Source organism: Alteromonas sp. 4NH20-0104, from assembly GCF_057547795.1.
In genome coordinates this window covers 19150-32366 of the sequence record NZ_BAAJLP010000036.1, presented here as the reverse complement: position 1 = coordinate 32366, position 13217 = coordinate 19150, and the positions used below count along the sequence as shown (strand labels likewise).

Annotated in this window: 15 protein-coding genes; 12 read left to right on the top strand and 3 right to left on the bottom strand. The window is 49.0% G+C overall.

Translation table 11 applies throughout. The features are described 5' to 3' along the window. Window positions 1-57 precede the first annotated feature (57 nt). From ccoN to rssA, 12 genes are all read left to right on the top strand, one after another. Complete coding sequence (ccoN, locus tag AC27IB_RS20465; RefSeq protein ID WP_105934751.1) at window positions 58-1485, top strand: cytochrome-c oxidase, cbb3-type subunit I; 1428 nt, start codon at window positions 58-60, stop codon at window positions 1483-1485. A 12-nt stretch (window positions 1486-1497) separates the two neighbouring features. Then, window positions 1498-2103: a cytochrome-c oxidase, cbb3-type subunit II gene (ccoO, locus tag AC27IB_RS20460; RefSeq protein ID WP_296049231.1), complete on the top strand. Its 606-nt coding sequence runs from the start codon at window positions 1498-1500 to the stop codon at window positions 2101-2103. Window position 2104: 1 nt separating this feature from the next. Then, a complete protein-coding gene (locus AC27IB_RS20455; RefSeq protein WP_296049228.1) occupies window positions 2105-2266 on the top strand; it encodes a cbb3-type cytochrome oxidase subunit 3 in 162 nt (53 codons plus the stop codon). Between the two features lie 15 nt (window positions 2267-2281). Continuing rightward, entirely contained in the window at window positions 2282-3238 is a 957-nt protein-coding gene (gene ccoP / locus AC27IB_RS20450; protein WP_296049227.1) for a cytochrome-c oxidase, cbb3-type subunit III, read from the top strand. A 146-nt stretch (window positions 3239-3384) separates the two neighbouring features. Further along, window positions 3385-3876 carry a FixH family protein gene (locus AC27IB_RS20445; protein ID WP_487123238.1) on the top strand — a complete coding sequence of 164 codons (492 nt, stop codon included), beginning with the start codon at window positions 3385-3387 and terminating at the stop codon, window positions 3874-3876. Next, window positions 3876-6254: a heavy metal translocating P-type ATPase gene (locus AC27IB_RS20440; RefSeq protein WP_487123236.1), complete on the top strand. Its 2379-nt coding sequence runs from the start codon at window positions 3876-3878 to the stop codon at window positions 6252-6254. The genes AC27IB_RS20445 and AC27IB_RS20440 overlap by 1 nt, the downstream gene beginning before the upstream one ends. A 9-nt stretch (window positions 6255-6263) precedes the next feature. After that, on the top strand, window positions 6264-6467 hold the full coding sequence (ccoS, locus tag AC27IB_RS20435) for a cbb3-type cytochrome oxidase assembly protein CcoS (protein WP_296049221.1): 204 nt from the start codon (window positions 6264-6266) through the stop codon (window positions 6465-6467). Then, window positions 6460-7128, top strand: a complete 669-nt coding sequence (locus AC27IB_RS20430) for a sulfite exporter TauE/SafE family protein (protein WP_296049220.1) — start codon at window positions 6460-6462, stop codon at window positions 7126-7128. Before ccoS ends, AC27IB_RS20430 begins: the two co-directional genes overlap by 8 nt. A gap of 26 nt (window positions 7129-7154) precedes the next feature. Then, the gene (gene fnr, locus AC27IB_RS20425) at window positions 7155-7892 is read left to right on the top strand and encodes a fumarate/nitrate reduction transcriptional regulator Fnr (RefSeq protein WP_296049218.1); all 738 of its coding nucleotides are present in this window, start codon (window positions 7155-7157) and stop codon (window positions 7890-7892) included. Window positions 7893-8014: 122 nt separating this feature from the next. Next, window positions 8015-8932, top strand: coding sequence for a universal stress protein UspE (gene uspE / locus AC27IB_RS20420; protein WP_487123233.1), 918 nt, complete (start codon window positions 8015-8017; stop codon window positions 8930-8932). Between the two features lie 120 nt (window positions 8933-9052). Further along, window positions 9053-9979: a tRNA 2-thiocytidine(32) synthetase TtcA gene (gene ttcA / locus AC27IB_RS20415; protein WP_296049215.1), complete on the top strand. Its 927-nt coding sequence runs from the start codon at window positions 9053-9055 to the stop codon at window positions 9977-9979. Window positions 9980-9986: 7 nt separating this feature from the next. Next, window positions 9987-10964 (top strand): patatin-like phospholipase RssA, encoded by a 978-nt coding sequence (rssA, locus tag AC27IB_RS20410; protein WP_296049213.1) that lies wholly within the window; start codon window positions 9987-9989, stop codon window positions 10962-10964. Between the two features lie 52 nt (window positions 10965-11016). Here rssA and AC27IB_RS20405 read toward each other — a convergent pair whose 3' ends face one another. From AC27IB_RS20405 to AC27IB_RS20395, 3 genes are read right to left on the bottom strand one after another with little or no spacing between them, the layout of a single operon-like run. Beyond that, on the bottom strand, window positions 11017-11652 hold the full coding sequence (locus AC27IB_RS20405) for a DUF2987 domain-containing protein (RefSeq protein WP_487123230.1): 636 nt from the start codon (window positions 11650-11652) through the stop codon (window positions 11017-11019). Further along, the gene (locus AC27IB_RS20400; protein WP_296049210.1) at window positions 11649-12440 is read right to left on the bottom strand and encodes a glucosaminidase domain-containing protein; all 792 of its coding nucleotides are present in this window, start codon (window positions 12438-12440) and stop codon (window positions 11649-11651) included. Before AC27IB_RS20400 ends, AC27IB_RS20405 begins: the two co-directional genes overlap by 4 nt. Beyond that, window positions 12433-13182, bottom strand: coding sequence for a hypothetical protein (locus tag AC27IB_RS20395; protein ID WP_487123227.1), 750 nt, complete (start codon window positions 13180-13182; stop codon window positions 12433-12435). Before AC27IB_RS20395 ends, AC27IB_RS20400 begins: the two co-directional genes overlap by 8 nt. Window positions 13183-13217 lie beyond the last annotated feature (35 nt).

Sequence of the window (13217 nt, the reverse complement as noted above, 5' to 3'; positions counted from 1 at the left end):
ATACGTTAGTATCACGGTTGGAAACCCTTTTTTAAAAGAAGTGGAAGATTCATTACAATGAGTGAAATAAGCCAAGCACAGCCAGATTACAACTATAAAGTTGTACGGCAATTTACCATTATGACCGTTATTTGGGGTATTGTGGGAATGAGCCTTGGGGTATTTATTGCAGCGCAATTATTTGCCCCGGCCCTGAACTTCGACATTCCATGGTTAACCTATTCTCGCCTACGTCCTTTGCACACCAACGCCGTTATTTTTGCTTTCGGTGGCTGTGCATTGTTCGCAACCTCTTACTACATCGTTCAGCGTACCTCTCAGGTCCGTTTGTTCAGCGATAAACTCGCCGCCTTTACCTTTTGGGGTTGGCAGGCCGTTATCGTTGCAGCAGTTCTGACCCTGCCTTTCGGTTATACAACCAGTAAAGAATACGCAGAGCTGGAGTGGCCAATCGATATCCTGATTGCGCTGGTGTGGGTTGCTTACATTATTAACTTCTTCGGAACCCTTGCTATTCGTAAGGTGTCGCACATTTATGTAGCGAACTGGTTCCTGGGTGCCTTTATGTTGACGGTTGCGGTGTTGCATATTGGTAATAGTATGGCGCTTCCTGTTTCATTCATGAAATCCTATTCAATGTATGCTGGTGCCGTAGATGCCATGATGCAATGGTGGTACGGACACAACGCGGTAGGTTTCTTCCTGACTGCGGGCTTCTTAGGCATGATGTATTACTTCGTTCCTAAGCAGGCCGGACGTCCGGTTTACTCTTACCGTCTGTCAGTGGTTCACTTCTGGGCCCTGATTTCACTGTACATCTGGGCTGGTCCTCACCACTTACACTACACTGCCCTGCCTGACTGGACTCAGTCACTGGGTATGGTGATGTCGGTGATCCTGTTCGTACCGTCCTGGGGTGGTATGATCAACGGTATCATGACGCTGTCTGGCGCATGGCACAAACTGCGCACCGACCCTGTTCTGCGTTTCCTGATTGTTTCTCTGTCTTTCTACGGTATGTCTACCTTCGAAGGCCCGATGATGGCAATCAAAACCGTTAACGCATTGTCTCACTACACCGACTGGACCGTAGGTCACGTTCACTCTGGTGCATTAGGCTGGGTTGCCATGGTATCAATTGGTTCTATCTACCACCTGATCCCGCACCTGTTCGGCCAGAAAGCAATGTACTCTACCAAACTGGTTAACGTTCACTTCTGGTTAGCAACGATCGGCGTAGTACTGTACATCGTGGCAATGTGGATGTCGGGTGTTCTGCAAGGTCTGATGTGGCGTGCAGTAAATGCTGACGGTACCCTGACTTACAGCTTTGTTGAGTCACTGGAAGCATCTAAACCATTCTACGTAGTACGTTTTGTAGGTGGCTGCTTCGTTGTTGCCGGTATGTTAATCATGGCTTACAACACTTACAGAACAGTAAGTGCACCGAAAGGTAGCCTGGTTCCAGAACCAGCCGCGGCATAAGGAGTAGTAGAAATGCGTAATCCACATGAATTAGTAGAAAAGAACGTTGGTCTGTTAACCGTTCTTATCTTAGTTGCTATCAGCTTCGGTGCTCTGGTTCAGATCACCCCGTTGATGTTCCAACAGCAGGTTATGGAGCCGGTTAAAGGTCTTAAGCCTTACACTGCGCTGCAATTAGAAGGTCGTGACATTTACATCCGTGAAGGTTGTGTAGGTTGTCACAGCCAGATGATTCGTCCATTCCGTGCTGAAACAGAACGTTATGGTCACTACTCAGTTGCTGGCGAGTCAGTATGGGAACACCCGTTCCTGTGGGGCTCTAAGCGTACTGGTCCTGATCTGGCCCGTGTTGGCGGCCGGTACAGTGATGAGTGGCACCGCGTTCATTTGATTAATCCTCGAGATGTTGTACCTGAGTCAAATATGCCAGGTTTCCCATGGTTAGCAGAAAACACGCTAACCGGTGAAGACACCGCTAAGAAAATGGAAGTATTCCAGACGCTGGGCGTGCCTTACACAGCAGAAGACATCGAAGGTGCACAGGCGGCAGTAAAAGGCAAAACCGAAATGGAAGCCCTTATTGCTTATCTACAGTCTCTTGGCACATACCTGAAATAGTATGGACCAGGGTACTGTAGGCAGCATATTTACTGTCATCGTCTTCGTCATATTTATGGGCATTGTATGGTGGGCATTTAGTGGTCGAAACAAGAAAAAGTTCGACGAGGCCGCTAACCTCCCCTTTGCCGACGAAGACCAAGAAGAATCAAAGAAAGAATAGCGGGAGTTAACACTCATGAGCATGTTTTGGACAATTTGGATCTCCGTGATCACACTGGGAACCATAGTCGGAAGTTACTTGCTGTTACGTTGGAACCTGACCAACTACACCGGCCATCCGGAAGGCGAGTCAATGGGGCACGAGTTTGACGGGATTGTTGAAATCAACAATCCGCTGCCAAGATGGTGGACCATTTTATTTTACATCACAATCGTATGGAGCTTCTTCTACTTAGCCCTGTACCCTGGTTTAGGTTCTTGGGAAGGCTTTTGGGGCTGGAAGAGTTCTAACCAGAATGTGCAATCTTTAGAAGAGTCAGCACAGGCGAGAATTGACGCGAAAGAAGGCGGTTACCTGGTTCAGTACGACCGTGAACTCGACTTTGCCGCAGAAAAATTTGACCCTATCTTCGAAGCGTACGCCAAAGTACCTGTTGAAGAGCTGGTTAAAAATGAAGAAGCCGTTAAAGTAGGTCAGCGTCTGTTTATGCAAAACTGTTCACAGTGTCACGGTTCAGATGCCCGCGGTAACATGGGCTTCCCTAACCTGACTGATGACGACTGGTTGTACGGCGGCTCTGGTGCCAAGATCAAAGAAACCCTGACCAACGGTCGTAATGCAGCAATGCCTGCGTGGATCGATGCCATGGGTGAACAAGGTATCAAAGAAACCGTTGCCTACGTACTTAGCCTGAGCGGTCGTGAAATGGAAGAAAACCACGATGCACTGGCAGAAGCCGGTAAAGCCCGCTTTATGGCCTGTGCCGCGTGTCACGGTATGGACGGTAAAGGTAACCAAATGCTTGGTGCTCCTAACCTGACAGACAATACCTGGTTATACGGTGGCTCTGAGCGTGCTATCACCGAAACACTGACCTACGGTCGTAACGGTGTAATGCCTTCGTTCAAGAAAACACTGGGTGACAACAAGATCCACGTAGTTGCTACTTACGTGTACAGCTTGTCAAACTAAGGTTTTAAAATATAATGCAAAAGCCTCGTTTTTTACGGGGCTTTTTTATTCTCAATAACAGTAATGCTAATTCGCATAAAGCCCGTTTTAGGGGTTATCCGAATTCGTATTAAACCGGTTCCATAAAGTTCATCAGGAATGCAGTAATGGAAAAAACAGATACCAAACCCTGGTACAAATATTTTTGGCCGTGGTTTCTCATTGCCGTCCCTCTGTCCTCGTTTATCATGGCTTACTTTTTAGTAACCTTTGCCGCGAATACCGAGGACTCGCTGGTGGTAGATGATTACTATAAAGAAGGTAAAGCCATTAACGCCAGTATGGCGAAAGAGGAAGAAGCCCGTCGCCTGCGGATCATTACGGACTTATCAGTTAATGAAGGGCAGATTGCGCTGGAATTTCACAGCGGTATACCCAGTACCGGTAACGCCCTTAAATTAAACTTTTATCACGTCACCTTGCAGGAGAAAGACTTTTCGCTGCTGTTAACCCGCGACGCTAAAGGTATCTATCGTGGCTTTACAGAACAAGACACTACAGGTAAATGGCGGGTATCCCTGACCCCTGTGGACGAAAGCTGGAAAGTACAGCAGGAAATGACGTTACCCCGCGACAATAAGATACGTTTCATTCCCTAATGAATGTAACGGCCATCGAATGCTATCACTGCGGTCTGCCAGCTGAGCCAGACAGTCCTTATCATGCCAACATACTGGGCAAAGACCGCATTATGTGTTGCCCTGGTTGTGAGGCAGTGGCACAAGCCATTGTTGAAAATGGCCTTGAGGATTACTATCAGTTTCGTACCGAACCTGCAGCGCAGGGAGATACCGAGTTTCAGGCTACGCTGGGCAAACTGGCGATGTATGACGACCCTTCCCTGCAGGAAGACTTCGTTATTGATGAAGGTGGTCACAAGCAAATTCAGCTTACGGTAGAAGGGATCACTTGTGCTGCCTGCGGCTGGCTGATTGAAAAACAACTGGCCAAAGTAACCGGAATTAGTCAGGTTTCGGTAAACGTGTCTGAGCGCCGGGCTGCAGTAACCTGGGCAGATGACGTTATTCATTTAAGTGGCATATTAAAAGCGCTGAAAAAGATTGGCTATGCCGCCCTGCCTTTTCAACCGGATCAGCACGAAGCCTCCTATCAGAACGAACAGAAGCAGTTTCTTAAAAAACTCGGCCTGGCCGGGCTAATGACCATGCAGGTGATGATGTTGATGACCGGCCTGTATTTTGATTTGTTTGGCGCTATCGAAGCCGAAACCCGTCAGTACTTTTACTGGGTTGCGCTGGTGTTAACTACGCCGGTGGTATTTTATTCAGGAAGCACTTTCTATTTAGGCGCCATTAAAGCGTTCAGCGCCCGCACGGTGAATATGGATGTCCCGGTGACTATTGCGGTGTTTGGCACCTATATCGCCGGTATAAAATCGACTTTGCTGGAAACCGGTGATGTGTATTTTGAATCCATCTGCATGTTTATCTTTTTGCTGCTGTTAAGCCGCTACCTCGAACACCGCTCCCGTCACCGGGCAACGCAGATTTCAGCGAATATGATGCAGTACATCCCGGTTACCGCACATCGGTTAACCGACCAGGGTAACATTGAGCCCTGCCTGGCTAAACACCTCACCGTTGGGGATAAAGTGATAGTCAAAGCCGGCGAAACCATCCCCGTTGACGGGCGCATCCTCGACGGCGCTTCAGCCATTGATGAGTCGATGCTGACAGGTGAATTTGAGCCGGTGTTGAAAGCCAGCGGCTCCGCAGTTTTTGGTGGTACGGTCAATCAACAAAACACCCTCACCGTCGAAGTGCATCAGCAACTGAAATACGCGCTGGTAAACCAGATTATACGCTTGCAATCTACCGCGATGGCTAATAAACCTAAGGCGGCGCAAATGGCCGATTCCTTTTCGCGCTATTTTGTATTTGCAGTGCTGGCGATCAGTGCCCTTACCTTTGCTTATTGGTCTGTGCAGGGTAACGACGAAGCATTCTGGATTGCCATTGCGGTGCTGGTTGCTACCTGCCCTTGTGCGCTGGGGCTTGCCACGCCGTCGGCACTGACCTGTGCAATGGCCAGGCTCAATAAACAAGGTATCCTGCTCAAACGCGCCGATGCCCTCGAACAGCTCACCGGTATAGATACTATTGCCCTGGACAAAACCGGTACACTTACCGAAGGCAAATTCGGCATCGCCGACCGCTGGTTTGTTAGCCCGGAGCAAGCAGAGCAACTGTACCGGATAACTGCGAGTCTGGAATCCCGCTCGGAACACCCTATCAGCAAAGCGTTTATCAGTAACGAGCAGTTAAAGGTAAGTGATTTTGAGGTAACCGCCGGTGGCGGGATTCGCGGTACTATCAACGAACAACATTACCTGCTGGGCTCAGCAAGCTTTACCCAGACCGACCCCGCCTCGGTGCCAATTGCCGCTAATGTTTATCTGGTATCTGATGGTCGGTGTCTGGCAGCCTATGAAGTGACTGACAGCCTTAAAACCGATACGGGTGAAACCCTGGCCGGTTTAAATGCCTATCAACTCGTACTGTTAAGTGGTGATACCCAGCAAAACGTTGAAAGCCTGGCAGCTAAACTGCCGCTCGCCGTCGCCACCGGCGGCCTGACGCCAGAACAAAAATATCAGGCCGTGCAAGCGTTACAGGCACTAGGCCACAAAGTGATGATGTTGGGTGACGGTATCAACGATGCGCCGGTACTGGCCAGTGCTGATGTGTCGGTAGCTGTGGGTAACGCTACCGATATCGCCAGAAACGCCGCTGACGTAGTGTTACTGAGTGAGTCGCTGGCAACGGTGCCGGCATTACTGTCGATTGCCCAGAAAACCCGTCGCAAAATACGTCAGAACATTCTCTGGGCTCTCGGCTATAACCTGCTGATCCTGCCTTTTGCGGTATCCGGGCTATTGTTACCGTGGATGGCCGTGATCGGGATGTCATTAAGTAGTATCATAGTGGTTTCAAACTCGATCCGATTATTAAAGTAAGGCGGTAACGTGAGTATTATATATGTGCTGATCCCGTTGGCTATTATTCTGGTCGCGGTGGCCTTAGGTATCTTTTTCTGGGCCGTAAAATCCGATCAGTTTCAGGATCTTGAGCGTCAGGGCTACAGCATTTTGTTCGACGACGACTTACCCGAAGAAGAGCGTAAAAAAACCGCCAATCCCCAGGACAAGCCCCATAACGACAATGAGTGACTATGGTTTTATTTCTGCTTTTGTCGTGGGACTGGCCGGTTCACTGCATTGCGTTGGTATGTGCGGGGGCATTGCCGGGGCGTTACGTGCGGCAGTCCCCGGCGGAAAGCCGCCATTAGCCTATATATTGAGTTATAACCTCGGCCGGATTACCAGTTATGCCATTGCCGGGGCGATAACCGGTGTACTCGGTCAGGTTGCCCGTGCTTCGGTAAGCCATGGTCTGATGATATTTCAGTTGCTAAGCGCCCTTATGCTGATTGCCATGGGGTTATATTTAGCCCAGTGGTGGCGAGGCCTGGCTCGTCTGGAAAAGCTCGGCAGCGGCTTGTGGCAACGCATTCGTCCGTATTCCAAACGGTTTATTCCGTTTAAGTCCCCGGTGTCAGCTTTTCCTTATGGATTTATCTGGGGATGGCTCCCCTGCGGACTGGTGTATTCAACATTAACCTGGGCATTAGTCAGCGGTGATGGTTTATACGGAGCCGCCACTATGGCAGCCTTTGGGCTTGGCACTTTTCCCGCACTGATAGCGGTAAGCATTGGCGCTGGCTGGCTATTAAAGCTCCTACAACACCCAAAGACTAAGTCATTAGTCGCAATTTGCCTTATTATATATGCGATTTTCTTGATTTACCGCACCCTAAACGGTAATAATTGAGCGACGCCCACACGGAGACGTAATCTATGTCAAAAGGCTCAGAATTTTCTATTCATTGTCAGAGCTGTAGTTTCAGCCATTTGTGCCTGCCGGTTTCGTTAAATAAAACCGAACTCGATTCGCTGGATGATATTATCGAGCGCAAAAAGCCGCTGCATAAGCACGATAAACTGGTGAAAGCCGGTGATAAATTTAATTCGCTTTATGCAGTACGCGCTGGCTCATTTAAATCGTTCGTCAGTAGCAAGGACGGCGAAGAACAAATTATTGGTTTTCATTTTCCCGGTGACATTATCGGTTTCGATGCCCTGCGCGAAAACGCTCACCAAAGCTATACGCAAGCGCTGGAAACAGCCATGGTTTGCGAATTACCTTATGAAACGCTGGATAAAATGGCGGTACAGTTCCCTAAACTGCGTCATCAGATCATGAGTTTTATGAGTGCTGAAATTAAGCAGGATCACGACCTGATGATGTTGCTGAACAAACGCACTGCAGAAGAGCGACTGATCTATTTCCTGGCGCATCTGTCTAAACGGTTTGAAGACCGCGGATTTTCACCTCGTCAGTTTAACCTCAGTATGACCCGTAATGAGATTGGTAATTACCTGGGATTAACCGTTGAAACGATTTCCCGGCTGTTAACCCGTTTCCAGAAGGAAGGCATTATTAAGGTTGATGGCAAACTCATCACTATCATCGATTTCGAAGCGATGGACAATAAACTGCATAGTATGGATATACCTTCCACCACTGTCAGTTAATCGCTTCTCAGGCTGTTTTTCTCCGGTATTTATCTATAACTTGATCCCGAACAAGTCAGAAACTGGAGAAACAGCGACTCACGTCGTACACTCATAATGAGTACTTCGCACGGAGAGTCGTTATGATTGATTACACCAACATTCTGGCCGTTGTTGAACCTGAAAGGGAAAACCAACCCGCCATCTCCAGAGCCATTGAACTGGCTGAAAAAACCGGCGCGAAAATTACCGCCCTGATGACTATCTACGATTTCTCCTACGAGATGACCACGATGCTTTCTGGTGAGGAACGCGAGGCGATGCGTCAGGCAGTAGTCAATGAGAGAACCGCCTGGCTCAAAGAGCAACTGGCTGTCTATGGCCAGCCCATCGAAGCAACGGTTGAATGGAACAACCGCCCTTACGAGGCGATCATCAAATATGCCCTGGCCAGTCAGGCCGATATTGTGGTGAAAGCCACCCGCTCTCATGATGATTTGCGCTCGGTTATTTTTACTCCCACCGATTGGCATCTGGTGCGCAAGTGCCCTACTCCGGTTTTGCTGGTTAAAGAGCATGACTGGCCTCAGGATGGCAAGATTGTGGCAGCCGTTAATGTAGGGACGGAATACCGTGAGCATGCCCAGTTAAACGATCGGCTCACCACTATTGCACAGGATTACGCAAAGCTGCTCAGCGGCCATGTGCACCTGGCCAATTGTTATCCGGGCACACCACTTAATATTGCCATTGAAGTGCCGGAGTTCGATCCGGAGTCTTACAATGCCTCGGTGAAAAACCATCATCTGGAAGAGATGGAGAAGCACAGCAGCAAATACTGCATTCCATTGGACAACTGCCATGTTAAGGAAGGCCTGCCTGAAAAAGTGATCCCACAGGTGGCCAGCGAACTCGACGCCGAGCTGGTGATCATTGGCACCGTTGGTCGCGTTGGCATTTCTGCCGCGCTGATCGGAAATACTGCCGAGCATGTTATCGATGAACTCAATTGTGATGTACTGGCGGTTAAGCCCGAAGGCTTTGAAAGCCCGGTGAGCTAAAGCAAATTGGGCGTGGCAGTTTTACCGGCTGCCACGCTGAACTCTGACATTAATCAGGGATGCAGCCTCCTCTGGCTTCACGTATAATGGCGCCCATCGCAATATGGGTCTTTCTTTATCATGAGTTTAAACATCAACAACGCCGCACCGGCAACGCAAACCAAGCAAAAATACAGCTTTAATAAACTACAGAAGCGCTTGCGCCGTAATGTCGGTAAAGCCATCGACGACTTTGGCATGATTGAGGATGGCGATAAGGTTATGGTGTGCTTATCCGGTGGTAAAGACAGCTATACTATGCTGGACGTGCTGATGTATTTACAACGTATTGCGCCCATCAGCTTTGACATCGTGGCGGTCAATCTTGATCAGAAACAACCCGGTTTCCCTGAGCATATTCTCCCTGGGTATTTGCAAACGCTGGGCGTAGATTATCGGATTGTTGAGGAAGACACTTACTCAATAGTGAAAGACAAAATCCCGGAGGGCAAAACCACCTGCTCTCTTTGCTCACGGTTACGCCGCGGCATTTTGTACCGCACGGCTACAGAGCTGGGCGCCACCAAAATAGCTCTTGGCCATCACCGTGACGATATGCTCGAGACCCTGTTTCTAAACATGTTTCATGGTGGCAAGTTAAAATCCATGCCGCCGAAACTGGTCAGTGATGATGGCCGCCATGTGGTGATCCGCCCCCTGGCGTATTGCACTGAGCGGGATATTGAAAAATACGCTACAGCGGTTGAATTTCCGATTATTCCCTGTAACTTATGTGGTTCACAGGAAAATCTGCAGCGGCAGAACATCAAAATGATGTTACAGGACTGGAACAAGCGTTTCCCTGGCCGCATCGAGTCCATGTTCAGGGCTCTACAAAATGTGACGCCTTCTCATCTGGTTGATAAAAACCTTCATGACTTCAAAGCCATAAAAGCAACAGGCGAAGCGCAACCCGATGGTGACATTGCCTTTGATGCGCCCGAATTTGAATCAGCGAGTCGTTCTGACACTGCAGAATCCATTAATATCGTAAACTTGACGGAATAAGGTTGCTATGAAAATAGGCATCGCTCTGGGCTCAGGTGCAGCCCGCGGTTGGGCTCACATTGGTGTGATCCAGGCACTGGAAAAGCTGGGTGTTAAAATCGATGTGGTAGCGGGCTGTTCGATTGGGGCTTACGTAGGCGCCGCTTACGCCAGTGGCCGGCTCAATGAATTAAAAGATTGGGCATCCTCTCTTACCGAGTGGCAAACGCTGAGTTTAATGGGGATTGGGATCCGTCGCGGCGGTCTCGCCAGCGGTCAGAAAGTATTCGATAAACTCTCTGATGAATTTTGCGCAGCCACCTTTGAATCCATGGATAAACCCTTCGCCTGTGTTGCCACCGACTTGTATTCAGGTCGCGAAGTGGTTTTTAATAAAGGTGATGTGGGCAATTCTGTACAGGCATCCTGCGCAATCCCGGCACTATTTTCACCTATTGCTTACAACGATCGCTGGCTGGTAGACGGCGCCGTGGTCAATCCGGTGCCAGTAAACCTGTGCCGTCAACTGGGTGCAGACTTCGTTATTGCGGTAAACCTCAATGCTGATTTCAGGCCACTGCAAATTGCACGGGAAACCGCCAAGCACGAGGAAACTCAGGAAAAGAACGAGCACTTTTTTAAGAAAAGCCAGGATGTAGTGCGCCAGTGGTTCTCACCGGAGCCAAAGGACGACAGTAAGCATGCGCCAGGCATCTTAAGCGTAATGAGCAGTTCACTGGAAATTCTGCAGGCCCGGGTCACCCGGTCCCGCCTTGCCGGTGAGCCGCCTGACATTTTAATTGAGCCCACTCTTACCGATGTGGGGCTGATGGAATTTCATCGCTGTGCAGAATTGTGTGAAACCGGTGAACAGGTAGTTAAACGGCTCGCCGAGCAAATTCGCTATCAGTTGGTGCTCGATGAAGTACTGCCCGCGTCAGAGGTTGATACCGACGCACTGGAAGCGCCTAAAGCACCGGATGAAGAAAACGAAGAAGTGAATTAAGCATAAGAAAAGGGGCTCATAGCCCCTTTTTATTTTGCGTCACACGCTCACACTAGCTTTTGGCCAGTGCCGTAATTCGTAACGGGACCTGGGGTAATTTAAGCGATTTCCCCTGCTCCAGCCATTCGTTATCCAGCATTAGCATACCGTTGGTAATTGATGGCGCGCCGGGCACCGGTGCATCCAGTTCATCATCACTGAAACGGAATGTCAGTCCTTTAACCGATGGCATCATAAACGACAAAAAGCCGCCCATTTCGTTAAAGAAAGCTTCGTATTGTTGTTTGATGAAACCCAGTTCTTCGGCGCTGTACTCGGTTTTCAGGTGCTCTGCTGTGGTTTCGATTTGCACCGACATATCACATACATTTGCCGCATCCCCCAGATCAATCACTATCGCCGCATCGGCCAGTTTAAGGGCTCGTTCTTTGGGAACCAAAAAGCGCTGTTCCGGTGATATTGTTAAGGGGATATCCTGTTTCTGGGTGACTATGGTGGCCTGGTTGATAGGACACAGGTTACTGGTGCCCACTCTTATAAACCCAAAAGCAAATTGTAATGCAGACGTGTTTTCATCGCCTAATTTGTTGATATGGCTATAAAAGCGTTTGTATTCCACTTCAATTTGCTCGGCGCTAACGTTAAAGGCAGAAGCCAGCAAACTCAGTGCGACTAAGGTACGTTTCATTCGGTGATAAACCCTTTGTTGTATCGGATCATATTTTGCAGTTCATTGACGTAGGCAGCACCGCGTTCGGAATAGTTCATTAACCCTTCGGCCAGTGCCAGCCCCGTTACCGGCAATTGTGCCCGACGTAAAGAGGCTCTGATATGACGTAGCTCACGATATGCGTCATGACGGTTAATATTTCGCATGTAGGTGTAAGTAGCGCGCGATAAATTCTCAAATTTCGCCACTTCATGATTAGCACCGCTGTTACGACGGGCCGGCACAAAGCCACAGCCCTTTTTGTAACACCACAAACCAAAGAAGTTATACCCTTGCTGAGCAAAGCGTGATGTGCCCCAGGCAGACTCGTTAGCGGCCTGCATCAGGACCAGTTCAACCGGTAGAATATCGACCTTATTGAGTAGTTTTGGAATTTGCGCATCGGCCGGTAAATCCTGGCCTACCCGGTATTCGCCGGCGAGCCACTCCAGGCGTTCATCATCGTCCTCTGTCAGACTGTTACCAGCGGCCAGCTGACGCTGCAAGGTTTGCAGATAATGGCGCAGACTCAGTAGGTAATCGTTTTGTTTTTCCACCTCGGGTTTTAAATAGGCAAAAAATGCTTTCTTCTTTTCCGTGGTATCGTCTATCGCTTTAAAGTTCGGTACGGGTTGCTCTGCCTGCTCAGTTTCCGGAACATCCAGAATGTCAGGCTCGCTGGTACCGGTCATCCAGGCAATAACCACTATCAGCGCCATAATGGCTATCGCTATCAGGATTATTTTACTGGTTTCCCGTTTATGCATCGAGTATCGAATCCTTGTCGGTCGGGTGAATTTGTTGCGGCGCTTCATCAACCCCGAACAGGTCGGCATACAAACGCCCCATTACCAGCGTATAGATTGGTCCGACCCACAAAATAGCAAGTCCCATGGTGAACAACACCAATACAAACATCATGGCAAACGCCAGTAGCAGTAACGTAAAAGATAATAAATAGCGGTTGGTAACCCGCGCAGAAAGGATTATTGACGGTAGCAGACCAAGCCGTTTCTCAACAATCAGCACAACGGTAAACTGGGTTACCAGATACACATACAAGCCCGGTAGAATGAGAAGGTTAAGCCCTACCTGCATCACCAGACTGATGAGCAGATTGGCTGTTACCAGTACCAGAATATGCGGAAAATACTGAAACAACTCATTAATGCTGGTCGATTTGTTTTGACTAAGTTTAATACCCAGCACCCTGAAACCAACGATCATCGGCGTCATCAGGATAAGCATAGCGATATCCAGCAAACCGGCATTGCTGGTTTGCATACTTTCTACAGATGTCATATCGAGCGACAGTACATTGATCAGCACCATCATGGCCCCCAGACCGATTGCCATCAGCAACCCGGTGGCTTTTAACAGCAAGCCCAGATGCTGCTTATAATGGGTTTGTGCCTCAGCAAACAGTTGCCTGATATTAAACTGATATTCTCCGGCCAGAGCACGCTCTAAACGGGAGCTATTTACAGGCGATTGATTATTGTCGGTCAAAATGTCGTCTCATAGGGTAATCTCGCCGGGAAGTA

What these genes read in the sequence shown, in the direction of transcription:
- AC27IB_RS20400 (WP_296049210.1), bottom strand. Translation starts at nt 12,440, where the DNA reads ATGCATAAACGGGAAACCAGTAAAATAATCCTGATAGCGATAGCCATT.
- AC27IB_RS20445 (WP_487123238.1), top strand. Translation starts at nt 3,385, where the DNA reads ATGGAAAAAACAGATACCAAACCCTGGTACAAATATTTTTGGCCGTGG.
- fnr (WP_296049218.1), top strand. Translation starts at nt 7,155, where the DNA reads ATGTCAAAAGGCTCAGAATTTTCTATTCATTGTCAGAGCTGTAGTTTC.
- AC27IB_RS20430 (WP_296049220.1), top strand. Translation starts at nt 6,460, where the DNA reads ATGAGTGACTATGGTTTTATTTCTGCTTTTGTCGTGGGACTGGCCGGT.
- AC27IB_RS20455 (WP_296049228.1), top strand. Translation starts at nt 2,105, where the DNA reads ATGGACCAGGGTACTGTAGGCAGCATATTTACTGTCATCGTCTTCGTC.
- AC27IB_RS20405 (WP_487123230.1), bottom strand. Translation starts at nt 11,652, where the DNA reads ATGAAACGTACCTTAGTCGCACTGAGTTTGCTGGCTTCTGCCTTTAAC.
- ccoN (WP_105934751.1), top strand. Translation starts at nt 58, where the DNA reads ATGAGTGAAATAAGCCAAGCACAGCCAGATTACAACTATAAAGTTGTA.
- ttcA (WP_296049215.1), top strand. Translation starts at nt 9,053, where the DNA reads ATGAGTTTAAACATCAACAACGCCGCACCGGCAACGCAAACCAAGCAA.
- AC27IB_RS20440 (WP_487123236.1), top strand. Translation starts at nt 3,876, where the DNA reads ATGAATGTAACGGCCATCGAATGCTATCACTGCGGTCTGCCAGCTGAG.
- ccoP (WP_296049227.1), top strand. Translation starts at nt 2,282, where the DNA reads ATGAGCATGTTTTGGACAATTTGGATCTCCGTGATCACACTGGGAACC.
- ccoO (WP_296049231.1), top strand. Translation starts at nt 1,498, where the DNA reads ATGCGTAATCCACATGAATTAGTAGAAAAGAACGTTGGTCTGTTAACC.
- uspE (WP_487123233.1), top strand. Translation starts at nt 8,015, where the DNA reads ATGATTGATTACACCAACATTCTGGCCGTTGTTGAACCTGAAAGGGAA.
- rssA (WP_296049213.1), top strand. Translation starts at nt 9,987, where the DNA reads ATGAAAATAGGCATCGCTCTGGGCTCAGGTGCAGCCCGCGGTTGGGCT.